This window comes from Bordetella genomosp. 4 (genome assembly GCF_002261185.1).
Lineage (GTDB): Bacteria > Pseudomonadota > Gammaproteobacteria > Burkholderiales > Burkholderiaceae_B > Bordetella_A.
Genome location: NZ_NEVQ01000008.1, coordinates 57,529 through 83,679, shown reverse-complemented (window position 1 = coordinate 83,679; position 26,151 = coordinate 57,529). Strand labels below are relative to the sequence as shown.

Annotated in this window: 25 protein-coding genes and 1 tRNA gene; 10 read left to right on the top strand and 16 right to left on the bottom strand. The window is 59.3% G+C overall.

Annotated features, from left to right (window positions below):
- Positions 1–36: 36 nt before the first annotated feature.
- Genes CAL20_RS05665 through CAL20_RS05655 form a run of 3 tightly spaced genes read right to left on the bottom strand, consistent with a single transcriptional unit; the run spans position 37 to position 2,859 of the window.
- The gene (locus CAL20_RS05665; protein ID WP_094837400.1) at positions 37–1,260 is read right to left on the bottom strand and encodes an MFS transporter; all 1,224 of its coding nucleotides are present in this window, start codon (positions 1,258–1,260) and stop codon (positions 37–39) included.
- Between the two features lie 14 nt (positions 1,261–1,274).
- Positions 1,275–2,045, bottom strand: a complete 771-nt coding sequence (gene yaaA, locus CAL20_RS05660) for a peroxide stress protein YaaA (RefSeq protein ID WP_094837399.1) — start codon at positions 2,043–2,045, stop codon at positions 1,275–1,277.
- Between the two features lie 31 nt (positions 2,046–2,076).
- Positions 2,077–2,859 (bottom strand): 3-hydroxybutyrate dehydrogenase, encoded by a 783-nt coding sequence (locus CAL20_RS05655; RefSeq protein WP_094837398.1) that lies wholly within the window; start codon positions 2,857–2,859, stop codon positions 2,077–2,079.
- Between the two features lie 223 nt (positions 2,860–3,082).
- Between CAL20_RS05655 and CAL20_RS05650 the strand changes: the two genes are divergently transcribed.
- Positions 3,083–3,172: transfer RNA gene (locus CAL20_RS05650), tRNA-Ser, on the top strand.
- A 104-nt stretch (positions 3,173–3,276) separates the two neighbouring features.
- Here CAL20_RS05650 and CAL20_RS05645 read toward each other — a convergent pair.
- On the bottom strand, positions 3,277–4,518 hold the full coding sequence (locus CAL20_RS05645) for an MFS transporter (protein WP_094837397.1): 1,242 nt from the start codon (positions 4,516–4,518) through the stop codon (positions 3,277–3,279).
- 73 nt (positions 4,519–4,591) lie between these two features.
- Positions 4,592–6,031 carry an amidase gene (locus CAL20_RS05640; RefSeq protein ID WP_094837396.1) on the bottom strand — a complete coding sequence of 480 codons (1,440 nt, stop codon included), beginning with the start codon at positions 6,029–6,031 and terminating at the stop codon, positions 4,592–4,594.
- Positions 6,032–6,207: 176 nt separating this feature from the next.
- Here CAL20_RS05640 and gcvA point away from each other — a divergent pair, with 176 nt between their 5' ends.
- Entirely contained in the window at positions 6,208–7,137 is a 930-nt protein-coding gene (gene gcvA / locus CAL20_RS05635) for a transcriptional regulator GcvA (RefSeq protein WP_094837395.1), read from the top strand.
- Positions 7,138–7,200: 63 nt separating this feature from the next.
- Here the strand turns inward: gcvA and CAL20_RS05630 are convergent, their stop codons facing one another.
- A complete protein-coding gene (locus CAL20_RS05630) occupies positions 7,201–8,271 on the bottom strand; it encodes an ankyrin repeat domain-containing protein (protein ID WP_094837394.1) in 1,071 nt (356 codons plus the stop codon).
- Between the two features lie 157 nt (positions 8,272–8,428).
- On the opposite strand from CAL20_RS05630, the gene CAL20_RS05625 reads away from it, so the two are divergent.
- On the top strand, positions 8,429–9,082 hold the full coding sequence (locus tag CAL20_RS05625; protein WP_094820095.1) for a YiiX/YebB-like N1pC/P60 family cysteine hydrolase: 654 nt from the start codon (positions 8,429–8,431) through the stop codon (positions 9,080–9,082).
- Between the two features lie 32 nt (positions 9,083–9,114).
- Here CAL20_RS05625 and CAL20_RS05620 read toward each other — a convergent pair whose 3' ends face one another.
- Positions 9,115–9,570: a MarR family transcriptional regulator gene (locus CAL20_RS05620; protein WP_306431362.1), complete on the bottom strand. Its 456-nt coding sequence runs from the start codon at positions 9,568–9,570 to the stop codon at positions 9,115–9,117.
- Between the two features lie 137 nt (positions 9,571–9,707).
- On the opposite strand from CAL20_RS05620, the gene CAL20_RS05615 reads away from it, so the two are divergent.
- Genes CAL20_RS05615 through CAL20_RS05605 form a run of 3 tightly spaced genes read left to right on the top strand, consistent with a single transcriptional unit; the run spans position 9,708 to position 12,552 of the window.
- A complete protein-coding gene (locus tag CAL20_RS05615; protein WP_094820094.1) occupies positions 9,708–10,424 on the top strand; it encodes a response regulator transcription factor in 717 nt (238 codons plus the stop codon).
- Positions 10,421–11,851, top strand: coding sequence for a sensor histidine kinase (locus tag CAL20_RS05610; RefSeq protein ID WP_094820093.1), 1,431 nt, complete (start codon positions 10,421–10,423; stop codon positions 11,849–11,851). Before CAL20_RS05615 ends, CAL20_RS05610 begins: the two co-directional genes overlap by 4 nt.
- Complete coding sequence (locus CAL20_RS05605) at positions 11,848–12,552, top strand: MarC family NAAT transporter (protein WP_094837393.1); 705 nt, start codon at positions 11,848–11,850, stop codon at positions 12,550–12,552. Before CAL20_RS05610 ends, CAL20_RS05605 begins: the two co-directional genes overlap by 4 nt.
- 22 nt (positions 12,553–12,574) lie before the next feature.
- Here the strand turns inward: CAL20_RS05605 and CAL20_RS05600 are convergent, their stop codons facing one another.
- On the bottom strand, positions 12,575–12,772 hold the full coding sequence (locus CAL20_RS05600) for a hypothetical protein (RefSeq protein ID WP_176456441.1): 198 nt from the start codon (positions 12,770–12,772) through the stop codon (positions 12,575–12,577).
- Positions 12,773–13,050: 278 nt separating this feature from the next.
- Here CAL20_RS05600 and CAL20_RS05595 point away from each other — a divergent pair, with 278 nt between their 5' ends.
- Positions 13,051–13,371: a virulence factor gene (locus tag CAL20_RS05595; RefSeq protein WP_094837392.1), complete on the top strand. Its 321-nt coding sequence runs from the start codon at positions 13,051–13,053 to the stop codon at positions 13,369–13,371.
- Positions 13,372–13,582: 211 nt separating this feature from the next.
- On the opposite strand, the gene CAL20_RS05590 is transcribed toward CAL20_RS05595, so the two are convergent.
- The 6 genes from CAL20_RS05590 to CAL20_RS05565 all read right to left on the bottom strand — a co-directional run bounded on the left by CAL20_RS05590 (position 13,583) and on the right by CAL20_RS05565 (position 21,251).
- On the bottom strand, positions 13,583–13,831 hold the full coding sequence (locus tag CAL20_RS05590) for a hypothetical protein (RefSeq protein ID WP_094820090.1): 249 nt from the start codon (positions 13,829–13,831) through the stop codon (positions 13,583–13,585).
- A gap of 198 nt (positions 13,832–14,029) precedes the next feature.
- Entirely contained in the window at positions 14,030–15,217 is a 1,188-nt protein-coding gene (locus tag CAL20_RS05585) for an HPP family protein (RefSeq protein WP_179266621.1), read from the bottom strand.
- A gap of 154 nt (positions 15,218–15,371) precedes the next feature.
- Positions 15,372–16,721 carry a serine--tRNA ligase gene (gene serS / locus CAL20_RS05580; protein ID WP_094820088.1) on the bottom strand — a complete coding sequence of 450 codons (1,350 nt, stop codon included), beginning with the start codon at positions 16,719–16,721 and terminating at the stop codon, positions 15,372–15,374.
- Between the two features lie 139 nt (positions 16,722–16,860).
- Positions 16,861–18,198: a replication-associated recombination protein A gene (locus tag CAL20_RS05575; protein WP_094820087.1), complete on the bottom strand. Its 1,338-nt coding sequence runs from the start codon at positions 18,196–18,198 to the stop codon at positions 16,861–16,863.
- Between the two features lie 45 nt (positions 18,199–18,243).
- Positions 18,244–18,891 (bottom strand): outer membrane lipoprotein chaperone LolA, encoded by a 648-nt coding sequence (gene lolA / locus CAL20_RS05570; RefSeq protein WP_094837390.1) that lies wholly within the window; start codon positions 18,889–18,891, stop codon positions 18,244–18,246.
- Positions 18,891–21,251, bottom strand: coding sequence for a DNA translocase FtsK (locus CAL20_RS05565; protein ID WP_094820085.1), 2,361 nt, complete (start codon positions 21,249–21,251; stop codon positions 18,891–18,893). The genes lolA and CAL20_RS05565 overlap by 1 nt, the downstream gene beginning before the upstream one ends.
- Before the next feature lie 42 nt (positions 21,252–21,293).
- On the opposite strand from CAL20_RS05565, the gene trxB reads away from it, so the two are divergent.
- From trxB to CAL20_RS05550, 3 genes are all read left to right on the top strand, one after another.
- Positions 21,294–22,250, top strand: coding sequence for a thioredoxin-disulfide reductase (trxB, locus tag CAL20_RS05560; protein WP_094820084.1), 957 nt, complete (start codon positions 21,294–21,296; stop codon positions 22,248–22,250).
- Positions 22,240–22,959 carry a Smr/MutS family protein gene (locus tag CAL20_RS05555; RefSeq protein ID WP_094837389.1) on the top strand — a complete coding sequence of 240 codons (720 nt, stop codon included), beginning with the start codon at positions 22,240–22,242 and terminating at the stop codon, positions 22,957–22,959. Before trxB ends, CAL20_RS05555 begins: the two co-directional genes overlap by 11 nt.
- A 75-nt stretch (positions 22,960–23,034) precedes the next feature.
- On the top strand, positions 23,035–23,364 hold the full coding sequence (locus tag CAL20_RS05550; RefSeq protein ID WP_094820082.1) for a DMT family transporter: 330 nt from the start codon (positions 23,035–23,037) through the stop codon (positions 23,362–23,364).
- A 79-nt stretch (positions 23,365–23,443) separates the two neighbouring features.
- Here the strand turns inward: CAL20_RS05550 and CAL20_RS05545 are convergent, their stop codons facing one another.
- The gene (locus tag CAL20_RS05545) at positions 23,444–25,525 is read right to left on the bottom strand and encodes a sodium:solute symporter family protein (RefSeq protein WP_094837388.1); all 2,082 of its coding nucleotides are present in this window, start codon (positions 25,523–25,525) and stop codon (positions 23,444–23,446) included.
- Positions 25,525–25,803 (bottom strand): DUF4212 domain-containing protein, encoded by a 279-nt coding sequence (locus CAL20_RS05540; RefSeq protein ID WP_094820170.1) that lies wholly within the window; start codon positions 25,801–25,803, stop codon positions 25,525–25,527. Before CAL20_RS05540 ends, CAL20_RS05545 begins: the two co-directional genes overlap by 1 nt.
- Between the last annotated feature and the right edge of the window lie 348 nt (positions 25,804–26,151).

Here is a 26,151-nt window from a genome sequence, read left to right as displayed (position 1 = left end):
CGATGGTGCCGCCGCGTTCGCCATGCATAGCACGCGTCACACAGCACGCTGCCGCTTGCCGCCCTTTTCCGGCCAGAAATACCAAATCGCAGCCGCTACTTGCAGGGCCAGCACGATTCCCCAGGCAGCCAGGTGTGCGGCCGACGGATACGTACCACCCTGCCCCGGCCATAAGTCGACCACCCAGCCGATGCCAACCTGGCACAAAAAGATCGTCAAGAACATCAGCAAGTTCGTCGTCGATGCGACGCGACCCAACAACTCTGGTGGAAACTCGCCCGCCAGGAAAGCGTAAACCAGGATGTTGGCCGAGCCGAACGCGCCATAGCCAGCCCACAGCATTTCCAGAGGCACGGGCGCACGCAGCATGATCAACGCCTGAGTCAGCATGAACAACACCATGCATAGCCCGCCAAACCCATACAACCCCAATCCCAGCCGCTCCATGCGACGAGCCATGGCGCCCAACCCCACATTACCGGCCATCATGGCAAAGCCCATCAACGACACTAAACCTGCCGCATGCGCGGCATCCAGACCGTTGACATCTGTCAGATAGGGCCGCACCCACAACGACTGCACACCGTAAAACGCGCCGCCCGTCATCACCGGCAAGGACACCAGGCGCCAATATCGCCCATCACGCAACAGGGCCCAGGTGCCACGCAGCTGTGACGACAAACTGGGGGCCCTGCGATGATGTGCGCTTTCGCGCGGCGCACCAAACCAGATCAACCCCGCTACGGCCACGGTGAAACCTGCCAATGCGATACTGATCGCCTGCCACGAGCTGCTGTGCAACGCCCAGGAAAGCGGCGACCCGACAAGTACGCCACCCAAGCCGCCGACAGCCATGACCAAACCGTTGATCATGGGCAGGCGTGCCAATGGAAAGGTTTGCGCCAAGGCCTGAAAGGCCGCGCCCAGACACACACAGACGCCAGCGCCAATCAACAAGCGGCCGACCATGAGGCCCGTCAATGTTTCCGACAAACCGTAAACCAAGGTGCCCGCCGCCGCGACGAGCAGCATCACTGCATTAACCCGCCGAGGTCCCCACGTGTCCAGAAACACGCCTGCGGGAATTTGCATCAACGAAAACCCCAGAAAATACAGGCTCGTCAACGTCCCCAGGTCGCCGGCAGTCAGATGCAGTTCCTGCGCCAGAATGGGCCCGAAACCGATATTGACGCCGCGGAACAGGTACGAAACCAGGTACCCCAGCGAGAAAAACAGAAAAACGCGCAATCCAGCGGACATAGTTGAACGGCGTATTAAACCTTGCGTCGAAACACCAGTTTGTCTGCGCTGGAGGCAGCGCCATCATAGGCGTAACCCTCGACGTCGAACTTCTGCAGGCCTTCGGGTTTGGAAACCTTGTGCTCAATGGCGTACCGCGCCATCAATCCGCGCGCACGTTTGGCATGAAAGCTGATGACTTTCCAGGCGCCGTTTTTCCAATCCTGAAAAACGCACTGCACCACGCGCGCCTTGAGGACTTTTTGGTCGACCGATTTGAAATATTCCTCGGACGCCAGATTCACGATGATCGGGTTTTTCTGGGTAGCAAGGCGTTCATTCAGATAGTCCGCAATGGTACTGCCCCAGTATTCGTACAGGTTCTTGCCTTTGGGCGTGACCAGACGCGTACCCATTTCCAGCCGGTACGGCTGCATCAAATCCAAGGGACGCAGCACACCGTACAACCCGCTGAGAATGGCAACATGCTCCTGTGCCCACTCCAGGCGGGCCGCCGACAGGCTCTCGGCCTGCAGGCCCTCGTAGACATCGCCATTAAAGGCCAGCACCGCCTGACGGGAATTGTGCTGCGTGAACTTCGTCGTCCAGGCCCCATAGCGGTTCACGTTCAACTCAGCCAGCGCGGGGCTCAAACTCATCAGATCGGAGACTTCCGAGGCTGACAGTTTCTTCAAGACCTTGATCAACCCCGCAGCCTGATTCACAAACAAGGGCTGCGTGTGCTGCTCGATGTGAACCGGCGTGTCGTAATCCAATTTTTTGGCGGGAGAAAGCAAAAACAGCATGTGCCAGAGTTCCTTGATCGATTAGAAATAGTTAGCGCGCGGTCCAGCCGCCGTCTACCGAGACGGTCGTACCCGTGATCTGCGCCGCAGCGTCGGAAGCGAGAAATACGGCCGTCCCGCCGAGTTGCTCCGGCGTGACGAACTGCAGCGATGGCTGCTTTTCGCTCAGCAGGTCTCGAGCGGCTTCGTCCTGATCCACATGATGTTGTTCCGCCAGGGCCGTGATCTGCTTTTCGACCAACGGTGTACGCACCCACCCCGGGCAAATCGCGTTCGCCGTCACGCCGCTGCCTGCGGTTTCCAACGCGGTTACTTTGGTCAATCCCACCACGCCGTGTTTGGCAGCCACGTAGGCCGATTTATTCGGTGAACCAACCAACCCGTGTGCCGAGGCAATATTGATGATGCGCCCCCAGCCTTGCTTTTTCATATGGGGCAGCGCCGCGGCGCTGCCGTGAAAGACAGCCGACAGGTTCAGCGCCAGAATGGCGTCCCATTTTTCGACGGGGAAGTCCTCGATGAGCGCGGTGTGCTGGATGCCGGCGTTGTTCACCAGAATATCGATGCGCCCCAACGATTGCACGGTATTGGCCACGAGCTGACGCACGGCTTCGCCCTTGGACAGATCCGCGCCGTCATAAAGGACGTTCACGCCAAACTGGCTCGCGAGGTCGGCCCGCAGTTTTTCAATCTCAGCGGCATCGCCAAAACCGTTGAGCACAATATCCGCGCCCTGCTGCGCGAAAGCCGTGGCAATGCCCAAACCGATACCGCTGGTGGAGCCGGTAACAATCGCAACTTTTCCTTTGAGCATGCAAGTTCTCCTGTGTGAGATCGGGCCGCGGCCTGTTGGCCGACGCTGAGTCCAAGTGTAACTGGCCTCGGCATGACAACCGTTCTAGGCCCCACCCGCATCGGGGACATAACAGGCCTTGTTGCCTTGCGAAAAATTCAGGTATAATGCTTGGCTTTGCTGCTCTACGTTCATCGGCGCGCGACCATGGTGCCGATCGATAAATAACCCGTACAGCACCGCCGGAGAGGTGGCAGAGTGGTCGAATGCGCCGGACTCGAAATCCGGTATACGTTTAGGCGTATCGTGGGTTCGAATCCCACCCTCTCCGCCAGGCACCCATTGCCTGGAATACGATCAGGCCCCGCAAGGGGCCTTTTGTTTTGCTCAGAAAAGCTGCTAGAGACGCTGCTTGCATTGATTGAACCAGCCGCTTCGTCAGTCTGCCTTCGACGCGGCCGGTCGATATGCCGCCATAACGGTGATGATCGCCGCGATAACATTTAATACAACGCTGGCCGCGATCGGAATCAAATAGCTCTGGCTGACATCGTAGGCGAAGCCAGCGGCGCTCGGCCCGATGAGTGCACCTACCGCGACGCTGGTATATAGAACGCCAATGATGCGGCCAGCTTGGCGCCCGCCGAACATGTCGGCCACCACTGCCGGCAGGATCGCAACCCAACCCCCATAAAACAGGCCGAAAACGATCGCGAACAAAGCGAGCGGATAGACGGACGAGCTGACAGCCCATATCGCAAAAGAAGCAGCCATGCCGATATACATGGCCACCAGAAACCGCTCTCTACCCATCTTGTCGGCAATGCCGCCGAGAAAGAAACGGCCTGCCGTACTGCCGATACCGATGGCACCAAGCAGCCACACCGCAGTTGCTGCGGAAGCATCGTGGTCGATCGCGTAAGGCGCCAGATGGACGAAAGGGACAAACACACCAAGCGCGCCAATGAGCGATGCGAGATATAACTCGATGAAGCGTCGCGTTCGGATGGCTTGTCCCACGGACAGGCCCGATTGCGGGGAATGGGCTTGCGACACAGGGGTACGATGCCCGCCGTCTGGCTGCAGTCCGCGTTTCGCCGGATCGTCCTCCATCAGCAAGGCTGCCAGAATGCCGAGAATGATGGAGACGATGCCGAGCGTCGTGTACGCGCTGCGCCACCCGATGTGCGAGATCAGCCATGTCGCGAATGGCGGCAGTAGGAGGGTTCCGACCCCGATGCCGCTGACCGCAAGGCCGGACGCAAAACCGCGACGAATGACAAACCAACGCTGCACCGCACCGAGTGCAGGCACATAGGCACTACCAATGCCAAAGCCGATGCCGACGCTATAGGCTGCATACACCTGCATAATGGATTGCGCCCGTCCGGCCAGAATAAGCCCCGACCCGACGAGAATCATCCCGGCTGCGGAAAGCACCTTTACGCCATACCGGTCTGAGAGCGGTGCGGACACGATACCAAGCGCAAAATAGAGAAACCCCGCCAGCGAGAAAACCAAAGATACTGACCCGCGCGACGCACCGAACTCATGCTGAAGCGACTCAAAGAATGAACTGAACGTGTAGGCGCTTCCGAAGCCGACGAAGGTTATGACAAAGGCCGCGGCGACAACGAGCCAGCCATAGAAAATGCCGAAAGGCAGCTTTTTGAAGGTCATCTCTTACGCCCATGAGCCGGATAGCACAGCATTTTCGCGCAACGAAACAGGGCGATGGCCCGGTCAGTCATGCTCATCCCGCTACTCCTGGAATCTGAGATCCTATCCGCCGCCCATCGAGGTCGGGGTGGCGGCGATGCCAATTCGTTACGCGCTGAAATGCCGACCCGAGGCTAAAAAGAGAAGCCTCATCGAATGAGGCCGCGATCAATTGCAGGCCGATTGGCACCCCTTCCGTCGAGAATCCCCCAGGGAATGCGAGTGCCGGATGTCCGCTCATATCGAAGGGGCAGGTATAGCGTTGCAGCTTCGCAATCAGTTCCGGCTGCTCTCCGAGCGTCGCGATTGTGCTTAATGCAAGGGGAGCAAACGGATGGATGGGAGTCAGGATGGCATCGACCGACGAGAACAAAGCTTCGACCTGCCCGCGGAAAATCGCCCGGCGGAGCAATATCCGTTGATATTCCATCCCCGAAACCACCATCCCATTCTCAATGACCGATGACAGAATAGAGCCGTACTGCTCCTTGTGTCGCGGATAGGTCGATTGATGCGCAACAGCTGCCTCGACAGCGCAGTTCGGCGTCCAATCGGCCACGATCTGGCGAACATCAGGAAACGACACGTCCACAATCTCGACACCAAGGTCAGAGAAGACAGCGCGGGCTTCGGTCAATGCCGCCTGCACCTCGGGATCAACATCTTCGCTATTCCAACGCCGGTCGATACCGATCCGCCTGCCGCATACGTCGACGACCGTATCGGCGATGTAGTCGCCGACCGGACGGCGGGTGGCCGTCGGATCATCGAGATCGTCCCCGGCTATTGCGCTGAGGATAGCCGCAACATCAGCGACGCTCCGAGCGATCGGGCCGATATGATCCAGCGAAGGCGCAAGGTCGAATGTTCCATAGCGGCTGACACGGCCCCAGGTTGGTTTGAGGCCGCTCACTCCATTAGCGGCCGAAGGCCAGCGAATGGACCCGCCTGTATCGGAAGCAATCGCCCCAAAACACAGGCCGGCTGCGGCCGCGACAGCCGAGCCGCTAGAAGAAATGCCCGCCCAATAGTCATCATTCCACGGGTTGCGCACCGGAGGTATCGAAGGATGGTAGTCAGAATACGCTCCCTCGGTAAGCTGCGTTTTACCGATCAGCACCGCCCCCGCTTCTTTCAGCTTTCGAACAACGGTCGCGTCTCGTGTTGGAACAAAATCCTTATGGATCGCAGTCCCAGCCGCAGTAGGGGCGCCCTCGACCCAACAGAGGTCCTTCACCGCGATGGGAACACCGTGGAGCGGCCCTCGACGAATGCCTGCCGCAATTTCCCGATCTGCCGTCTCCGCTTGGCGGATTGCGCTGTCGCCCAAGAGCCGCGCATACGCCTTCAATCCACCGTCTATCCGTTGAATGCGCGCCAGAAGCCCTTTAGTGACCTCCGCAGAGGTAAGCGCTCGCTGGGCGATTAGCCCACCCACATCGATCAGATCACGGAACTCTACCTCGAATGACATTCGTCTTAGCCCTGTTACCGGGCGCCCACGTCGAGCCGCGCCCATATGATTTAGAAACTTTAAATATCTACTCACCCGCCGCAACGTTGACGTGCGATAAATATGGAGATTAATCTGCCGTTATCACACTCTACAAACCAGAATAATTAATTCTATTGAGATAGATTTTCTAATTCATGGCTCGCCGACTTCCCCCTCTCAATGCTCTCAAGGCGTTCGAGGCCACTGCCCGTCATCTATCGGTCAAGCTCGCCGCAGAAGAGTTGTGCGTGACGCCGGGAGCAGTCAGCCAGATGCTCAAGATTCTGGAGGAAAATCTGGGAGTGAAGCTGTTCGATCGGGTGACGCGGGGAATCTATTTGACCGACGCCGGCCGCGACTACCTGCCTGCCATACGCAACGCGTTTCGTCAGATCACGGAGGCATCCGAGCGGATTGCGGCCCAGACCGAGTCTGGCCTGCTCACCGTTAGCGTCACACCCTTCTTCGCGTCCGCCTGGTTGGTCCCCCGATTAGCGTCCTTTCGTGAAGCGCAGCCTGACATTGATCTTCAGATTGTCACGAGCAATGCACTCGTCGATTTTTCTCGCTCGGACGTGGATGTTGCGATTCGACACGGGATGGGCCGTTATCCTGGCCTGCGCAGCGATCGTGTCGTGACGGTCGAGATGATCGCTGCGGCGACGCCTGATCTGGTAGAAAAATTGGGGGCCCCGACTCACCCGTCTGATCTTGCACACTGGCCGCAGGTTCACGATGCCGAACGAAAAGGTTGGAGCTTGTGGTTTGACGTGCACAACGTCGCTGAACGAATAGCGGTGCGCGGTCCGTCCTTCGACGACAGCGGGCTTATGCTCAAGGCGGTGCTTGCCGGTCAAGGCGCAGGACTTTTGCCAGCAGCCCTGGTCGAGGACGAACTGGCGAACGGAAAATTGATCCAGTTGCTTCCCGCCACGAACATGGAGGAGTTCGCTTACTATCTCGTCTGCCCCGACAACAGACAGCAGGTGAGGAAGATTGCCGCCTTTCGCGATTGGATACTGAGCGCGCAAGACCGTCCTCGCGCATCATTCAGCAATCATGCGGCGCCTTCACCTCAACGCTAGTTTTTACCAGCATGGATCTGCGGAGCACGTCACGGCATCGTGCTTCCGGGTCAGGCCAGTCACCTACTCGCCATTGACCACCTTGTTCATATACTGTGCAGGACGATCCATAAAGTCTTTGAACGAAGCAATATCGCCATATTCCTGGTGCTCGACATCCCAATAGCCGATGCGCTGGGATTTCGGATTCCATACGAGTAGAGTGTCCGAATAATCGCCCGATTCGCGACTTAATCGCAGCATCTTCTTGCGACCGGCCTTAATCGGCACCGTGTCCGTCAGCCCCAAAAACTCGACGAAACCGACGTCGCAGCCCGGCAAGTCGATGCGCCGTCGTTCGCTTTGCAAGAAATCCACCAATTCCTGCGGCAGCTTGTACGGCTTTAATTCGTATAGTTTGTTGATCACGCTGTGCAATTCCGTCGGTTCCAGGGACTTGAAATACGCTGCCAGTTCGTCATCGCCCTGCTCGACGGCGACGGTGTAAGGCCGTTCGCCATCGCGATTCGTAATCAGCGCGTCCGCACCGTGCTCCACCAGCAGGCGACACATTTTCGCGTCGCGATTACGGGCGGCAACCAACAATGGTGTCGCGCTATCGGAAAACACTTGATCCCGTGTCCTGAAATTGACATCCACACCGTGCGCAAGGAAAAACTCAACTGCCCGCTCATCACGATCAAACACAGCAGAACGAAACGCCTCCCCGCCATATTCTGCGACGCTATGGCCCAGCGACTCGATAACAGGGAGATGCGCTATCTTTTTGCCATACAACGCTTGTTGATAGGCATCGCCACCGACTTTCTTTCGAGCATGGACATCGGCGCCGTGCCGTACGAGATAGCGCATCATGTCGGGGTTTGCGTATCGAGCGGCGATCGGAAAAGCAGGCGCATCGGCTCGATTCAAATTGGCTCTGTGTTCGACCAGCCAATGCACAGAAGCACTCGCCTGCACCGCGAGCGCCAGCACCAGCGGAATCTCTTGTGTGTACTCGCTCAGCTCGATCTCGGCTTCGATATCCAATCCGCTCGCCAAGGCCGCATCGAGCGCAGCAATGTCACTCTCGATTAGCGCCGTCACGAGAGGAGGCACTGTTTCAAAGCTGCCGAAGTCAGCGATCTTCACCATGATTTTCGTCTTCCGAATAAGGCCGTTTTCATCGATTGGTCGGTCCGCGACTGTAAGCACGAGAGCCGAGCGGCGCTCAGCATGCTAGCGCAATACAATCTCTGGAAGTCAATCTCGATAGCAACGCGGTGTCCGCGTATCTCGTTCCTCAACCCCTATGCCTATCCGCGTCACTACTGTCATCCTGTCGCTCGCATTGATCACCCTGCCGGCGTACGCCCATGACTTTACCGAATGGCGTACCGGCGACTTGGTGTTCCAGGACTCCGCAGGGCCGCAGTCCGCTGCGATCCGCATCGCCACAAAAAGCCGCTACACCCACATGGGCATTGTTCGGCTGACTCCATCCGGCCCCGTGGTCATCGAGGCGGCTCGCACGGTTAGCGAGACGCCGCTAGCCAAATTCCTGGCACGGGGACAGCAGGGTCAGTATGCCGTCTACCGGTTGAACACAGCTACGCCTGAGAGTATCCAGACAGCGCTTGCCGAGGCATCTCGTTATACGGGCCGCCCTTACGATATTTTCTTTCGCCTCGAACCGGACGCGATCTATTGCAGCGAGTTGCCCTACTATGCGTTCAAGGCGGCGGGGATTACGCTCGGCAAAACAGAGCGTTTCGGCACGCTGGCCGTAGATAATCCAGCAGTCCGGACATTGTTTCTGGCACGATGGGAAAGACACCCTGACTGCCAGGCCACTGACCAGGCCGGATGCTGGCAACGAATACAAGAACAGTTGCTGGTCACGCCAGCCAGTATCGCGGCCGATCAGCAAATCACACGGATATTCAGCAATTTCCCGCAGGAATAACCTTCGGTAAACATGAATACTGCGGCAAGCTTCTATTGACTGAATTTCTCGAGCAACCCCAATAGCAGGGGACGAATGTTCTGCAGTTGTTCTTGATGCACTGCTGATAGGGATTCCAAGGTGCGCTCGGCCAAGGGAGTCAGGTGTAGCAACGCACGGCGTCCGTCTCTGGGGTCCGTCTGGCGTGTGATCATTCCCATGTGCGCCAGCCGGTTGACGAGTTCAGCAGCGGTGTGGGACTTGACGCAGAGACGCTGGGAGAGCTCGGTCACGGTAGGAGCCACCGCCAGGCCTTTGATCGCCAGCAACGCCTGATGCTGCTGAGGCGCCAGGCCGTGTGCCTGAGCCTCTGACTCGCTGAAGAGCGCGAAACGGCGCAATTCGTATCGGAAATCGGCCAACATGGCGAAATCCGACGACTGCAGCGTAGTGCGCTGTTCAAATGCGTGAGAAGCGAGAGTATCCATAGCACTGACGATGGTACGCATGCTCTGCGGCTTATGGTCATTACAGAATCATTAAGGATTGGCAATGTTGCCAGCAAGCTCTATGCTGTTCCAGGGCATGCCGGCACGTACGTTAGAATGCGCCGCTACAGCTCTTTCCATGATTAAAGGGGGGAACCATGTGGCGCTGCCTGATCGTCGAAGACGACGCCGATAATGCCCGCTATATCGCTAATGGACTGAAGGAACTGGGCTATGACCCGGTCATCAGCATGGACGGTCCCACCGCCTTGCAACGTGCCACCGCGGAAAATTGGGACGCCATCATTCTGGACCGCATGTTGCCCAATGACGTCGATGGGCTGTCGATTTTGTGGTCCCTGCGGGCATTGGGCAAGAAAACGCCGGTGCTGGTGCTCAGCGCGCTGACCGCTCTGGACGAACGGGTCCGGGGGCTGAAAGCCGGCGGCGACGACTATCTGACTAAACCCTTTGCCTTTCCTGAACTGGCGGCACGTGTTGAGGCGCTGATACGCCGTTCTTCACCCCAATATGACCGGCGCCAGTTGACCGTCGCGGATTTATCTCTGGATCTGGTCAGCGGACGCGTGACGCGAGGCGGCCGCCAGATCGCCTTGCAGCCGCGTGAATACAAGCTGCTGGCTTACATGATGAATAACGCGGATCAGGTGCTGACACGCACCATGCTGCTGGCTACGGTCTGGGGCTATCGCTATGACCCCCAAACCAATGTCATTGACGTGCACATCAGCCGATTACGGCAAAAAATCGATGGCGACACGGATACGCCCTTGATTCATACGGTGCGCGGCGTTGGTTATCGACTGTCTGCGCAGCCCCAAATCGAGGGCGACGGCAAACAAGGCGCCGCGTGATTCGCCGCCTGGGACAGATGCTGGGCGCCATCTGGAGCTCGGTCGCATTTCGCCTGACGCTGAACTACAGCATTCTGGCGTTGTTGACGTCATTGCTGTCTCTGATGTTTGTGTATTACCAGAGCGTGAAAATCCTGGAAGCGCAGTTCTCGCGCCAAGTCCAGATCACAGCCCAGCGCCTGAACGCGCACTTCGAGCAAGGCGGGCTGCCAGGCCTGGCACGCGAGATATCGCTGGAAATGGCAGATCACGTCAATAGCGACACAGAAATGTTCATGCTGCTGGATCCGGTCGGCCGTATGCTGGTGGGCAATATCGCGTGGGACCCCAGCGATGCTCCGCTCAATGGCAGCGGGGTGATGCGTTCGGTGCTGCTGCGAGGAGAACCGGCGCACGGCTATCTGGTGGCGCGCAGGCTGCGCGATGGTTCGATCCTGATCATCGGCCACGATTTACGCGATCTCTATGATCTGACCGACGTGATTCAGAAGGTCAGTCTGGCGGCAACGGGAGTGATTGCGCTGCTTGTCTTGCTCGGCGCTGCGCTGTTTCGCCGGGTCTTGCAGCGCCGTGTCGAGGTGATCCGCCACACGGCCGCCCAGTTTGGCGCAGGCCAGTGGGGGCAGCGCATCCCCGAACATCCCAAACAAGATGAATTTGCGCTGCTGTCCAGCGATATCAACGGCATGCTGGATCGCATCGAACGGCTCATGCATGGGGTACGCAATGTCTCCGATGCGGTGGCGCACCAATTGCGCACGCCGTTGACCCGTATGCAGGTGCGGTTGCGCACCATAGACTGGAACACGGCGACGCGGCAAGAGATTCGGGCGAACGTTGACCGCTTGTCGGCGGAGCTCGACGACCTGGTCAAAATCTCGGAAAAATTGCTCCAGATCGCGGAACTGGAGTCCGGCGCGCGACGCAAACATTTCGAACCGGTACACCTGGATGTCATCGCGGCAGACGTGGCCGATTTGTACGAAGCGGTGGCCGAGGAACAAGACGCCCGACTCACCTTGCACACGAGCGGGCCCGCCCCCCTGCGCGGCGACCCAGACTTGCTCGCGGGTGCACTGGTGACGCTGGTGGATAACGCCCTGAAATACGCGGGCCACGGCGCACGCATCCACATCGAGGTCACGCAGACCGCACATCACACCACACTGACTGTGACCGACAACGGCCCTGGCATTCCCACCGACAAGATCCACCGGATTGGCGAGCGCTTTTACCGCGCGCATCAGCATGTGCCAGGCTACGGATTGGGGCTGGCCACGGTCATGGCGATCGCCCGCTTGCATGCCGGCCAGATGACGCTCCACAATGCCGAACCAGGGCTATGTGTGCAGTTGCAGTTTCCCCAGGGGACCGATGCCAAATCGGCTCTGCCCAAACACCAGCCCATTTCCGGAGACGTCGCTTGATACTGGATTTTCTGAAACTGGTGGGCCTGGGGCTGTTCACGTTGCTGCCCGTCGCCAATCCTTTGACTAGCGTCACCCTCTTGCTGGCGTTGAGCCGGGGATATACCCGCGAGGAGCGCAACCGTCAGGTCGATCGGGCCACGTTTTACGTGGCAGGCATCATTTTGGTGTGCTTCTATGCCGGTAACGCGATCATGACAGGCTTTGGCATCTCGATTCCCGGCCTGCGCATCGCGGGCGGCTTGATTGTGGCCTATATCGGTTTTGGCATGCTGTTCCCCGATGTCAACCAAACCGAGGCAGCCGTGCAGATGGATATGGCGCCCAACGAACCCACTGTCCGTATCGACACGCCCCACGGACCGCATCGGCCGCCCCCGCGCGATATTTCGTTCATCCCTCTGGCACTGCCAGGTACAGCAGGGCCCGGCACGATTGCTCTGATCATCAGCAGCGCCTCCACCATGCACAGCGAAGGCGGCTTGAGAATCAGCGAGCACTTGGCGGTGATTGTGGTCGCGGCCCTCGTGGCCGCGGTTTTCTGGATTTGCCTGCGCAGCGCGGACCGCATCAATCGCGTACTGGGTCAGTCCGGCATCGACGCCATATCGCGCGTAATGGGCTTTTTGCTGATCTGCATGGGAGTGCAGTTCGGCATCAACGGCGTTTTTGAATTAATTGGAAAGCCCGTGCCGGCTTAGGCAAACCCCCGCCCTAGCCCCATTACAAGGCTGGGGGCTCAATCCAGAAAAACCGCTCGCCTTGCTGGATCATGTCGGCAACGCCCTGGGCTTGCAGTCTATAGTCCGTTCCCATCAGGGTCGCACCTCCGTCATCATGAATGTGAATGATGGCCAGGGGATCGCTCTCCATGGTGTACCAGTAATAGCCGGGCTTGAGATCGTGCGTTTTCGTTTCCATGAGTCCAGTATATCGACAAACCTTGGTGTTTAAATGTAACTGCAGCGTCTGAGCGCCAGTGTACCAAGGAAATTTCAGTCAATTACAGAGGGCTTCTCCGCCCTGCTGAGCTCACTCGAGGAGTCGCGCTGCAACGCGTCAATTCCGCTGTTGAACGGAACCGCTCTGTAGCGGATTGTCGCTATTGCAGCACGTTCGTTCACGTTCTGAATGAGGAAAAACCCGAAAATAGGGCCGTTCTATCAACTCGGCTGCTTTCAGCAGCAAGGCAGGTGCATATGAAAAAGTGGATTATTGCCGGGATCAGCGCTGCGGGGCTGCTGATGTCGAGCGCCGCCATGGCACGCGTCGATATTGGCGTCTCTATCGGTTTGCCGGGCATCATTTACCCTGCGCCAGTGTATGTGGCGCCGCAACCGGTTTACGTCGAACCCCGGCCTGTGTATTACGACCCGCCGGTGGTCTACCGTGCGCCGCGTTATGTTCGCCCAGCACCGGTTTATTACTACGGTGATGGCCACCGCCACTGGCGCGGCAAGCATGGGCACAAGTGGAAGGGCCACGGGCGCCACCATCATCATCGCCATTACGACGATTGATCTGTCTGCAACTTCTGCAGCGCACGGGGCGGCATGTCAATGCCGCCCTTTTTATTGGCCGGCGAACAGCCTGCCCAGAAATCAAGCGGCTATTGATCCGGCTACGCGTTGCCGCGCAGACGAACTATCTGCTCACCCGGCCGATTGATCACTGACGGGTGCAGGCTTGCTGGGCATGCGCCGCGGGGTGCTGGGCGCACGCCACCAGCCGTTATGCGGACGTGTGCGCGAACTCTGGTTCACCATTGAATCTCACTCCATTGATGCCCTCGAAGACCTGCAGGCTACCCTGCTCGGCTTCGGTGCGGGTTGAGAACGGCGACTGGCCGGGTACAGGCCAGCTTTTCTCGGGAGCGGTGCCTCCAACGCGGCGAGTCCAGACTCGCACTTTGAAGCCTAATTCGTCGTCTTCAACGACATCGCAACGCACACGAAAATCACCGATCATCCTCGAACTCATCTCTATCTACCCCCTTAATCATTGACAGCAAATTCCCGTTGTCGCGGGTGATGCATATTGTGCCTCAAAGATGCGGCCCTATTTTACGCACACACATTTGCTGACATCAAAGATCAGAGAATGGGTGGAAGGATACTGAGGCAACAAGACAGAAATATGGCAATCGGCCGGGATTTCATGCGGCCCAGACGCAGAACGCTAGATTGCGATGTGAGTGGGCCGGATAACTGAAGACTCTGTTGAAGGCGAGTTCAGTGGCAGGCCCAGATTATCCAGATAGCTATCGTGAACCAACTGCGCGGGCGTCACGACGCCGCGCAGCATGCCCAAGCCATCAATCACAGGCACGCAGTGCGCGGGCGAGTTCAGGACTTTCGGCGCGGCAACAGATAGCAAGGTCTGGGGCGTCACTGTCGGCGCGTCGGTAGACAACACATCACGCAGCGGTGTTCCCAGTCCGGCGGCCCCAGGCCAAAGCGCCCAGCCACCCCGGCCCGACGAACGGGCCCTCAATAAGAGATCGACCAGCGTCACCATTCCTTGATAACGCCCTGCTCCGTCGGCCACCGGCAACCCTGGAACGTCGAGACGCTTCAGTACCTTCCAGGCTTGGCGCATGGTGGTTGCGGGCCGCAAGGTCGCCGCGGCAGGCACCATCACATCGCTGCACCGTACGCTTTTGGTACGACGCTCGTGGGCGCGGGAGACGGCCTCGCGCAGTACCTGGTAAATGTCCTCGGAATCGACCGAGAGCAATTCATCCCGCTCGTCCAGGATTTGCTCGATATCCTGGCGCATGAAACCTGCCCACTCGTCCTCCACGGCAGCCTCGTCGTCCTTGCGAGACAAGACGTGCGGGTAATGATGGCGAGTAATGCCGTGGTAGAACAGCGCGCAGATCAAGATGACGCACGAATTCAGCATCACAGGTTCGAGCACAAAGGCATACCCTGCCGAATGCACAGCACTGTCGCCCAGAACCGCCGTCAAAGCAACGGCGCCTGATGGCGGATGCACGCAGCGCAACACAAACATGAGTGCGATAGACACTGAGACGGCAATCGATGCCGCCATCAACGGGTCCGGCAGCCATCTCGCGGCGGTGACGCCGACCAGGGACGCCACCAGGTTACCGCCGATCACGGACCAAGGTTGCGCCAAGGGACTGGAGGGCACCGCAAACAATAGAACGGCGGAGGCTCCCATGGGCGCAATCAACATGAAATGCGACCCTGAATGGCCGAACGCGCTCGACACCACCCCAGTGACGGTCAGCCCCAGCAAGGCCCCCACGCAGGCCCGGATACGCTCTCGCCCATGGACGTGCAACGGCTGAGGCCAGAAACGCATCAACCAGGAATAAAGCGAAGTTTTTATCGCGACCATGACGGCGGGGAGAAGACAGGAAAAAGAACGCTCGCGCGCGCCAGCCGCGAGGGACGCCTTGGCCCGGACGACACGATTTTTACTTGGGATGCGGACCGGACGTGCGTGACAGGGCCGGTGCTGCGCCATGGCAGCCTTGGCCCTGCCGGCGATATCAAGGCTGCAAGATCGTCAAACCGCCCATGTAGGGTTGCAGGACCTTCGGCACGACGATACTGCCATCGGCCTGTTGGTGATTTTCCAGCACTGCGACCAGAGCGCGACCCACCGCCAGACCAGAGCCGTTGAGCGTGTGCAGATACTCAGGCTTGCCTTGGCCGACACGGAAACGCGCTTGCATGCGGCGCGCCTGAAAGGTTTCGCAGTTCGAGACCGAGGAGATTTCACGCCAGGTGTTCTGAGCGGGCAGCCAGACTTCGAGGTCAAAGGTCTTTGCCGCGCCAAAGCCCATATCGCCAGTGCACAACAGCACGACACGATACGGCAGCTCGAGCAATTGCAGTACATGCTCGGCATGCCCGACCATCTCGTCCAGGGCTTCGTACGACGTATCGGGATGCGTGATCTGCACCATTTCGACTTTATCGAACTGATGCTGGCGGATCATGCCGCGTGTGTCGCGACCGCCACTGCCGGCCTCGGAACGGAAACATGGCGTATGGGCAGTCAGGCGAATGGGCAGATCGGCGCCCGCGACAATGGTGTCGCGCACCGAGCTGGTCAGCGTGATTTCCGAGGTGGAGATCAGGTATTGGTCTTCGCGGGCTACCTCGTTGCCGCGATCGTCCAGGACCTTGGGATCATCGTCTTCGCCGCCTTTGGAGACAAAGAACATGTCATCCTTGAATTTGGGCAATTGGCCGGTGCCGAACAGCGTGGAGCTGTTCACAATGTACGGGGTATAGCACTCGGTGTAGCCGTGCTGCTCGGTCTGGAGGTCCAGCATGAACTGAGCCAAGGCACGATGCAGCCGCGCGATCGGGCCGCGCATGAACGAAAACCGGGCGCCGGAAAGCTTCGCTGCCAGATCGAAATCCAGGCCCAGCGGCTCGCCCAGCGCAACGTGATCTTTAGGCTCGAACGCCAGGGGCTGAGGATTGCCATCGGCAGCGGGCTGACCTGGCAGCCAACGGCGCACTTCGACGTTATCGTCGGACGAGGCCCCGGTGGGCACGCTCGCGTGCGGCAAGTTGGGAATCGACATCAGCAACTCATTGAGCGACTGCTGCACGGCGGCGAGGTCTTCTTCGAGTTGCTTTAACTGACCGGGGATCGCTTGCGACTCTGCCAGCACGGCCGAGGCGTCCTGGCCTTGCGACTTGAGCTGGCCAATCTGTTTGGCCAAGGCGTTGCGGCGTGCCTGCAAGGACTCCGTTTCCGTCTGGACGGCCTTGCGGCGAGACTCCAGCTCATTGAACCGTTGCGTGTCGAATTCGACGCCACGGGTTTTGAGGCGGTCTACGACGGTTTGCAGGTCTTTACGCAGCAGGATCGGGTCTAGCATGAGAGGCAGGAGTCAGGTTAATGAAATACGGTGGCATGGCGGCCACCGATACGGTTCCAAATTGCTTTGGAAGTGGAAAAGTCAATTTTGCGGCGAAGCGCTAAAGCCAATTCGCGGCAAACCTTTGGATTTTAGCCTTTTATTTCTTGCCGGCTTCTTCGTCGAGCTTTCTCAGGAAAGCCAGCTTTTCCGCGATTTTGATTTCCAGGCCGCGGGGAACGGGCCGATACCAGCGGGGCTCGCCTATGCCCTCAGGAAAATACTTTTCTCCGGCAGCGTAGGCGTGGGGCTCGTCATGGGCGTAGCGATAGGCGTGACCGTAGCCGAGTTCTTTCATGAGCTTGGTCGGTGCGTTGCGTAAATGCACGGGCACTTCGCGGCTCTTGTCCTGTTTTACAAAGGCCCTGGCCTGGTTGTAGGCGTTATAGCCCGCGTTGCTCTTGGCCGCGACCGCAAGATAAATCACGGCCTGGCCGAGCGCCAGTTCGCCCTCGGGGCTGCCCAGCCGCTCGTAGGTCAATGCAGCGTCATTGGCAATCTGCATGGCGCGCGGGTCTGCCAGGCCGATGTCCTCCCACGCCATGCGCACGAGCCTGCGGGACAGATAGCGCGGATCGCCTCCGCCATCCAGCATGCGCGACAGCCAATACAAGGCCGCATCGGGATCAGAGCCCCGCACGGATTTATGCAAGGCGCTGATCTGGTCGTAGAACGCATCGCCCCCCTTGTCAAAGCGGCGCAAGTTCTGCGACAGCGAAATTTCCAGCCACTCCGCATCGATCTCGTCACGGCCCGCGGCCTGGGCCGACTCGGCCACGACCTCGACGGCACTGATCAATCGTCGCGCATCCCCATCGGCCCAGGCGGCTAATTGCTCACGCGCGTCGGGCTGGATGCGAATCCGGTTTGCCGTATCACGCCCTTCGTTCAGCGCCTCGATGGCCCGATCAATGAGCTGCTGCAGTTCCTCGGCGTTGAGCGACTGCAGCACGTAAACACGCGCGCGCGACAACAGCGCCGAGTTCACTTCGAATGACGGGTTTTCTGTCGTGGCGCCGATAAAGGTGAACAGTCCGCTTTCCACATAGGGCAAAAACGCGTCTTGCTGCGCCTTGTTGAATCGATGCACCTCATCGACAAACAAAATCGTGCGGCGGCCTTGCCCTTGGGCAATCTGCGCCGTGACAACCGCGTCGCGGATGTCCTTGACCCCGCCCAATACGGCGGAAATGGCGATGAACTGCGCATCGAAACCATCCGCCATCAAGCGCGCCAGCGTGGTTTTACCCACCCCTGGCGGCCCCCAGAAAATCATGGAGTGCGGACGGCCGGATTCAAACGCCACGCGTAGCGGCTTGTCGGGCCCCAGCAAATGGGACTGCCCTACGACTTCGGTGAGCGTGCGCGGCCGCAATCGCTCGGCCAGTGGAACATAAGGCCGGTGTGCGGGATCGGCAGCAAAGAGATCGTCGCTCATGACAGCGCTACGGCAGGATTACGGCAGGTTGCACGGCAACCCAGATCACATCTTGACCACGTCCACGCCCGCAGGCGGCACAAAGCGAAATTCGTTGGCGGGCAGGGATGGATTGGATTGAATCTGAGACAGATCGACGCGCGTGGTTTGCCCAAAGGAATCCAGCAACTCGACTCGCGAGGGAAGGTTGTTTTGCAGACCGATGTCGACTTGCGCAAACCCTGCGTCGGCGTTGCGAGGCTTGGCACGCAACCATTCCAGGCCATCGCGCGCAGGCAAGGGAGTCACCTCGAACGCCTGCTCCAGATCACCGGAGCCAAACAAGATGGCGGCTGGCGAGGTACCAATGGCCTGATCCACCTGGCGAGTCGTGACCTGAGCCAGATCAGGATCGTATTGGAACAACTGCTGCCCGTCGGATATCACCAGTTGCTCATAGGGCTGACTCACCGCCCATTTGAATTTACCCGGCCGCTGAAAGGCGAAGTCGCCGCTCTGTGCACGCTGCGCCCCCCCTTGTGGTCCGGTCGTGGTTTGCGTGAACTTGCCCGTCGCGCTATTGACTTGCGAGACAAAGGCCTTGAGTTGGGTGCGCGCATCGGCAGCCGCCGCAGTCAAGGGACTGAGCGACAACCAGACGGCGGTAGTGGCCGTCGCAATGGCGACAGCCCAAGGACGACGTGAACCGAGCATCAGGCTTCCTCTTTGGACGGCACCAGGATTTCCCGGTTGCCGTTGGATTGCATTGCAGACACCATACCCGATTGCTCCATTTGCTCCAGTAACCGGGCCGCACGGTTGTAACCAATTCGCAGATGGCGCTGCACGAGCGAGATCGACGCGCGGCGGTGTTTCAGGACAATCTCGCATGCCTGGTCATACATCGGATCGCTTTCGGCGTCGCTCATGCCTGTGACACTGCCCACGCCATCGCCCGTCTCACCCTCGAGAGCGCCCTCGAGCAAACCTTCGATGTAGTTGGGCTCGCCCTGGGCCTTCAGATGCTCGACCACGCGGTGAACCTCGTCGTCATGCACAAAGGCGCCGTGCACCCGCACCGGCAAACCTGTGCCGGGAGGCATGTACAGCATATCGCCCTGCCCCAGCAGCGTTTCCGCACCCATCTGATCCAGAATGGTGCGCGAGTCGATCTTGGACGACACCTGGAATGCGATACGCGTGGGGATGTTGGCCTTGATCAGGCCCGTGATCACGTCCACGCTGGGACGCTGCGTAGCGAGGATCAAGTGAATGCCCGCAGCCCGGGCCTTCTGCGCCAGGCGAGCGATGAGTTCTTCGATCTTTTTACCCACCACCATCATCAGGTCGGCCAACTCGTCGATGACCACCACAATAGTGGGCAGCGGCGAAAGCGGCTCGGGCTGATCCGGCGTCAGCGAGAATGGGTTGGGGATCGGGGCTTCACGCTTGATCGCGTCGCGGATCTTGGTGTTGTAGCCGGCCAGGTTGCGCACGCCCATCTTGCTCATCAGGCGATAGCGCTTTTCCATTTCGCCTACGCACCAGTTCAGCGCGTTGGCGGCATGGCGCATGTCCGTGACCACCGGCGCGAGCAGATGCGGAATGCCCTCATAGACGCTCATTTCCAGCATCTTGGGATCGATCAGAATCAATCGCGTGTCGGCCGGACCGGCTTTGTACAGCAGCGACAGAATCATGGCATTGATACCGACCGACTTACCCGAGCCTGTCGTACCGGCCACCAGCAAGTGAGGCATTTTGGCCAGATCGGCGACCACCGGATTCCCGGCGATGTCCTTGCCCAGCGCCATCGTTACGACAGAATGGCTGGCGTGATAGGTTTGCGAACCCAGGATTTCGGATAGCTTGACCATCTGACGGCGTGGATTGGGAAGCTCCAGCCCCATTAGGTTCTTGCCCGGGATGGTTTCCACCACACGGATACTGACCAGGCTCAACGCACGCGCCAGGTCTTTGGCCAGATTGACGATCTGGCTGCCTTTCACACCGGTAGCCGGCTCGATTTCGTAACGAGTAATGACTGGTCCAGCCTGGGCCGCCACCACCGTCACGTTCACGCCAAAATCGGCGAGTTTCTTTTCGATGAGCCGAGACGTGAACTCGATGGTCTCGGCCGACACCGTTTCCTGGTTCGGCGTAGGAGGATCGAGCAAACTGATCGCGGGCAGATCGCCCTCGCCTGACGGCGGGGCAAACAAAGTCTGCTGCTTTTCCTTTTCGACGCGATCCGACCGCGGCACCACCGTGATCGCGGGCTCGATGCGCACGGGCTGTTCGTGCGTCAGTTTTTCGTGTTTGGCTTCGACCTGCTCGGTACGGACGGCCTTGGCGACCTCACCGACCTTGCGATCCTGGCGAGCGGTATAGGACTCGCGTATGCGACGCGCCATCCCCTCGAGCCAGGCGCCGACGCGCTCGGCCACATGCAGCCACGAGAACGAGAAAAACAGGCTCAGGCCGATCGCGATCAATACCAGCAGCGCCAGGGTCGCGCCGGTGAAACCGACGCCCTGCGCGAGGTTGCTGGCCAACATTTGGCCGATCACGCCGCCAGCACCGCTTTCGCCATCGGTGCCGCCCGGCAAATGCATGCCCCAGCTATACAGTCGTAATGCCTCGATGCCGAGCGAACCGATCAACACCAGGAAAAATCCGACGCCTTCTTCCCAGTGGACACGCGGCAGGACCTCGGGCTGCTTGCCATCGGCGCGCAACTGGCTGGCCAGGCGACGATAGCCGGCCCGCACCCGATGCAACAGCAGGACTACCCACCACCAGGCGGAATAGCCGAACAAATACAACAAAATGTCCGACAGGTAGGCCCCGAGGGTGCCCCCTCGGTTGTGAATCGCACCATTAGTCACAGAATGCGACCATCCCGGATCGGAGGGCGACCAGGTGGCCAGCACCAGTGTCAGCCAGGCGGCCAGGGCGGCGAACAGAATCCAGCGGGCCTCGCGCAGCAAAGCGGAAATACGCGTTTGCAGCGGCGAAGGGCCGTTACGGGTGTTGCGCGAGGCGCGCGGAGAAGCAGTTGAAATACGCGGCATAGGGCTCATTATAATTGGGCATCCCCTTAAAGATAATGACCTATGTCCACGCCCAAACACGCTAAAGTTTTGATACTAGGATCCGGCCCCGCCGGCTACACGGCTGCCGTCTATGCGGCACGGGCAAATTTGTCCCCTGTCCTGGTTACAGGTCTGGCCCAAGGCGGCCAGTTGATGACCACTACCGACGTCGATAATTGGCCCGCCGACGTCGACGGCGTACAAGGTCCCGACCTGATGCAGCGCTTTCAGCAGCATGCCGAGCGCTTCAACACCGAGATGGTGTTTGACCATATCGCCAAGGTGGACTTATCCAAGCGCCCGTTCACGCTGACGGGCGATACCGGCAATCTGTACACCTGCGATGCGCTGATTATTGCGACAGGAGCTTCGGCCAAATATCTGGGCCTGCCCTCCGAGGAAGCCTTCATGGGCCGCGGCGTGTCGGGCTGCGCGACTTGCGACGGGTTCTTTTACCGCAACAAGGACGTCGTCGTGGTGGGCGGCGGCAATACGGCAGTTGAAGAAGCCCTCTACCTGTCCAATATCTGCCGCAAGGTCACCGTCATTCATCGCCGTGACAAATTCCGCGCTGAACCGATTCTGGTCGACAAGATGATGGACAAGGTCGCCAACGGCAATATGGAGCTCAAGCTGTTCCATACGCTGGACGAAGTCCTGGGCGACGACAGCGGCGTGACCGGCGTGCGTATTCGCAGCACCGAAACCGGTGAAACCGAAGACCTCGACGTCATGGGCGCCTTTATTGCGATCGGCCACCAACCGAATACCGGCATTTTCGAGGGACAACTCGAAATGAAAGACGGCTATATCGTGACCAAAAGCGGTCTGTCGGGCATGGCAACGATGACGTCGGTTCCCGGCGTATTTGCCGCAGGCGACGTGCAAGACCACGTCTACCGCCAGGCCATCACAAGCGCCGGCACGGGCTGCATGGCTGCACTGGACGCACAACGGTGGCTGGAGAATGCGCAATAGCAAAGGCGGCTTGGCCGATCTGAAACGTTTGCACCAGGCCTCGCAACAAGCCCGGGCACGGGCCGAGCAGGCAGCACGGGTCGCTCGCCAGACTGCTGAGGCCAATGCAGCGGACAGCGATCCCGACGCGTTTCGTCGTGCGACCAAGGCCGTCACGCCGCTCAAGCAACCCGGGCGTCGCATCCCCGAGCCAGCCGGCCCTGCCCCCGCGCCTCAGCATGGGAAGCCCGCTGCAGGACTTGCTCCGATCAGCGCTGCCGTCGCCATGCGCCGCGCAGCAGCCATGGGCGAGACGCCGAACCGCGCCGATGCCGGTTTTTCTGATGGGGCCGAAGTCGCCCATCTGCTCTCGGAGGGCGGCACGGCTTTTGTGCGTGCTGACGCAGCGCCCGATACCGCTCGCAATCTGCGCCGGGGCCAATGGCCCGCCGGCGCAGAGCTGGATCTGCACGGCCTGCGTGTCGAACAGGCCCGCCATGCCGTCCTGTCCTTTTTGGATGAATGCCAGGAACACGGCATCCGCTGCGTGCGCATCGTGCACGGCAAGGGCCATGGTTCGCAAGGCCTGGAGCCGGTGCTCAAAGACAAAGTCCGGACCTGGCTGGTCCAGAAAGCCGAAGTGATGGCTTTTTCTCAAGCCTCGGAACGCGAGGGCGGCGCGGGAGCTTTGCTGGTCCTGCTGCGCCAGACCGGCGGGGCCAGGCGCTGATCATAGCAATCCGGCGACGGCACGCCCTGCGGCTTTCCTTTCCGGCACGGTTGCCGGGCTTTCTCGGAATCAAACATGAAATGGGTTTATCTGGGCATCGCTATCGTGGCTGAAATCATTGCCACGAGCGCACTGAAAAGCTCTGAAAGCTTTACTCGGCTGGTTCCGTCCGTAATCACGGTGGCAGGATATGCCGTAGCCTTTTATTTTCTGGCCCTGACCTTGCGCGAAATACCCGTAGGCATCGCCTACGCGGTCTGGTCCGGCGTCGGCATTGTGCTGATTTCGCTGGTGGGCGCGCTGTTTTTTAAACAGCATCTGGATGGGCCGGCGATTCTGGGCATTGCGTTGATCATCGCGGGGGTGGTGATCATGAACGTGTTTTCGAAATCAGTCAGCCACTGACACCTGGAAACTGAGCGCGGAGCCGCGCGCCACGCTGCTCTCTGGACAACGGCACGGTCAAAGTGAGCACCCGACGCGCTCACTGCGATGCTGGCGGCTTGCCATCGGGCTCACGCAAATACTGCACCAGCATCGTCGTCGCCCGGTCGGGCGGCGGCGTCAACAATGACACGACGATGATCGTCAAGAACGCCGCCGGCGCGCCAAATACGCCTGCCGCAATCGGCTGAATCCCCCACCACAAATCCATCGGCTGGGCCCGGTCAATCCCGAATACCCACTCGCGCAACCAAGGATGCGTGTGCGCCATATAGGTGAATGTCACCACTAATCCGACAACCATACCGCAAGTTGCGCCCCATTTATTTGCCCGGCGCCAAAAGATGCCCATCACCAGTGCGGGAAAAAACGATGATGCGGCGAATGAAAAAGCCGCCGACACCATGAACAGAATGTCCGCGGGCTTGCGCGCTGCCACCCAGGCCGCGCCGAACGCCACGACCAGCAACAGTATTTTGGACACCATGACGCGACGTGCGGCCGACATACGTGGTGAGACGACTCGATACCACATATCGTGCGACAGGGAATTCGACAAGGTCAGCAGCAGACCGTCTGCCGTCGACAGCGCCGCAGCCAATCCGCCTGCCGCCACCAACCCTGAAATCACATAGGGCAGACCGCCGATCTCGGGCATGGCCAGGACCACCACATCGGCACCCATGCTGAGTTCGCCCAACTGCACCCGGCCGTCACGATTCACATCGACCAGATCAAGCAAGTTGACGTCCACCGCACTCCAGGCATGCACCCAACTCGGTAAAGACGCGAACTTCGATCCCACCACCTGCGTGTAGACCTCGTATTTGATCAACAGTGCCAACGCTGGCGCCATGAAATACAGCAGCAGGATAAATAACAACGACCAGCACACGGAACGCCGCGCCTCGACGACTGACGAGGTGGTGTATGACCGCATCAAAATGTGCGGCATGCCAGCTGTCCCCAGCATCAGGCATAACACCAGCGCCAGGAAATTGGTGCGCATATCCTGCCGCTCTTGAGGATCTTTCGATGGGAAAGGTTCTGCATGAGGTACAGGCGGCGAGCCCCGGGCCTCGTAAATCGCTCTGGCCTGCGACCAGGCGGCACGGGCTTCTTCGACACTCCCGGGATAGGTTTCGAGTTCGCGCTCCACCGTACGGATGTCGATCATAGGCGCGTTCGCAGCGGCCAGCTGCGCCAGTCGGCTACGCAACCGGTCTTTTTCCTGGGCCCAGGATTGCGGCAGGGCCTGCAGCCGCTGCGTCATTTCATCGGCCCGCGCTTTCCATAATTGCCGTACCTGCAGCTCGGACACGTCCTTGCCCATTTGCGCTTCGCGCTCGGTGATCTCTTGCAGCACCTTTCCGGCAGACAGCTGCGGCAGCGGCATATCTGTGTGTTTCATCGACAGCCACACGACGGGCACCAGATACGCCACTACCAAAATGATGTATTGGCCGACTTGCGTCCAGGTCACCGCACGCATGCCCCCCAAAAAGGAACACACCAACATGCCGCCCAGCGCGACAAAGATGCCGAGCTCGAACGAAATACCAGTCATACGGGTCGTAATGATCCCTACGCCGTAAATCTGCGCAACCAGGTACGTGAACGAACACAGCACCGCGCATGCCACGCCAGCCAGGCGCGCCAAATTACCGCCATAGCGGGCGCCCATGAAATCAGGGATCGTGTATTGGCCGAACTTGCGCAGATATGGCGCCAGCAACAGGGCCACCAGCACATAGCCTCCGGTCCACCCCATGATGTACGCCAAGCCGCCGTATCCCGTCAGATACAGCGTTCCGGCTACGCCGATGAACGAGGCCACCGACATCCAATCGGCAGCGGTCGCCATACCGTTATAAACGGCTGGGACGCGGCGGCCGGCCACGTAGTATTCGACCTGATCGGACGTACGGCACACGATACCGATGCCGGCATAGAGACTGACCGTGACCAACAGGAAAACATAGCCGATCCAGTCGCGCGCCATACCTGCGACCTCGGCTAACGCCAGCAATACGATCAGCAGGGCGAAACCCGCGGTATACAGCACGTAAATACGGCGCAGCCGGATCTTGAACTCGCGCGCGTTATCTCCGGAAAATGGCATCAACTGCCCCGCTCGCCGTCATTGCGAGCCTTTGCATCGGCGCGATTCATCAACCGGGCATAGATTCCTATCAGCACCAAATAAAACAGCGGGGCCCCGTAGGCAGCCATCCAAAACGCAAATGGCCAGCCGATGAAATCGAAGGATAGCTCGCGAGCAAAATAAGCAGGAACAAACGTCAACACCCCCCAACAGAGGATGAGCATGCCAATCAAGATCAGATTACGCCGCCAATAGCGCCGCATCGCAGAGGGAGTGGAACTCGGGGAATCCGGCATATTATTCATTTGTATCCACGTTGCCGCAGTCCGCCCATTTTGCAACATCTGGCGTTCGGAGCGCTATATGCGACAACGGCCGGCACCTGATGGTGCCAGCCGTTGTGCGTTTTGCTCTTATTAGGGTACTGCCAGTTTATTTATACCGGTGCCGCCGGTTGCCCTTTGTGGGCTATTTGTCTCCTCACCTGCATGGACATGATTGTGCACCATGACCGGGATTGTCACACTAGGGGAATGCCCTAAGGTGGCGCAAATACATCTCTCTATTTGCACCAATATGGTGCATTTCAAATGAGAAAATCGTCCAGCCACCGGCGGCAAGCTTTTCCAGCAGAACTGCTTTCG

Bases quoted from the DNA above. Each gene is read 5' to 3' on its own strand.
- CAL20_RS05665 (WP_094837400.1), bottom strand. From the start codon at position 1,260: ATGTCCGCTGGATTGCGCGTTTTTCTGTTTTTCTCGCTGGGGTACCTG.
- yaaA (WP_094837399.1), bottom strand. From the start codon at position 2,045: ATGCTGTTTTTGCTTTCTCCCGCCAAAAAATTGGATTACGACACGCCG.
- CAL20_RS05655 (WP_094837398.1), bottom strand. From the start codon at position 2,859: ATGCTCAAAGGAAAAGTTGCGATTGTTACCGGCTCCACCAGCGGTATC.
- CAL20_RS05645 (WP_094837397.1), bottom strand. From the start codon at position 4,518: ATGACCTTCAAAAAGCTGCCTTTCGGCATTTTCTATGGCTGGCTCGTT.
- CAL20_RS05640 (WP_094837396.1), bottom strand. From the start codon at position 6,031: ATGTCATTCGAGGTAGAGTTCCGTGATCTGATCGATGTGGGTGGGCTA.
- gcvA (WP_094837395.1), top strand. From the start codon at position 6,208: ATGGCTCGCCGACTTCCCCCTCTCAATGCTCTCAAGGCGTTCGAGGCC.
- CAL20_RS05630 (WP_094837394.1), bottom strand. From the start codon at position 8,271: ATGGTGAAGATCGCTGACTTCGGCAGCTTTGAAACAGTGCCTCCTCTC.
- CAL20_RS05625 (WP_094820095.1), top strand. From the start codon at position 8,429: ATGCCTATCCGCGTCACTACTGTCATCCTGTCGCTCGCATTGATCACC.
- CAL20_RS05620 (WP_306431362.1), bottom strand. From the start codon at position 9,570: ATGCGTACCATCGTCAGTGCTATGGATACTCTCGCTTCTCACGCATTT.
- CAL20_RS05615 (WP_094820094.1), top strand. From the start codon at position 9,708: ATGTGGCGCTGCCTGATCGTCGAAGACGACGCCGATAATGCCCGCTAT.
- CAL20_RS05600 (WP_176456441.1), bottom strand. From the start codon at position 12,772: ATGGAAACGAAAACGCACGATCTCAAGCCCGGCTATTACTGGTACACC.
- CAL20_RS05595 (WP_094837392.1), top strand. From the start codon at position 13,051: ATGAAAAAGTGGATTATTGCCGGGATCAGCGCTGCGGGGCTGCTGATG.
- CAL20_RS05590 (WP_094820090.1), bottom strand. From the start codon at position 13,831: ATGAGTTCGAGGATGATCGGTGATTTTCGTGTGCGTTGCGATGTCGTT.
- CAL20_RS05585 (WP_179266621.1), bottom strand. From the start codon at position 15,217: ATGGTCGCGATAAAAACTTCGCTTTATTCCTGGTTGATGCGTTTCTGG.
- serS (WP_094820088.1), bottom strand. From the start codon at position 16,721: ATGCTAGACCCGATCCTGCTGCGTAAAGACCTGCAAACCGTCGTAGAC.
- CAL20_RS05575 (WP_094820087.1), bottom strand. From the start codon at position 18,198: ATGAGCGACGATCTCTTTGCTGCCGATCCCGCACACCGGCCTTATGTT.
- lolA (WP_094837390.1), bottom strand. From the start codon at position 18,891: ATGCTCGGTTCACGTCGTCCTTGGGCTGTCGCCATTGCGACGGCCACT.
- CAL20_RS05565 (WP_094820085.1), bottom strand. From the start codon at position 21,251: ATGCCGCGTATTTCAACTGCTTCTCCGCGCGCCTCGCGCAACACCCGT.
- trxB (WP_094820084.1), top strand. From the start codon at position 21,294: ATGTCCACGCCCAAACACGCTAAAGTTTTGATACTAGGATCCGGCCCC.
- CAL20_RS05555 (WP_094837389.1), top strand. From the start codon at position 22,240: ATGCGCAATAGCAAAGGCGGCTTGGCCGATCTGAAACGTTTGCACCAG.
- CAL20_RS05550 (WP_094820082.1), top strand. From the start codon at position 23,035: ATGAAATGGGTTTATCTGGGCATCGCTATCGTGGCTGAAATCATTGCC.
- CAL20_RS05545 (WP_094837388.1), bottom strand. From the start codon at position 25,525: ATGCCATTTTCCGGAGATAACGCGCGCGAGTTCAAGATCCGGCTGCGC.
- CAL20_RS05540 (WP_094820170.1), bottom strand. From the start codon at position 25,803: ATGCCGGATTCCCCGAGTTCCACTCCCTCTGCGATGCGGCGCTATTGG.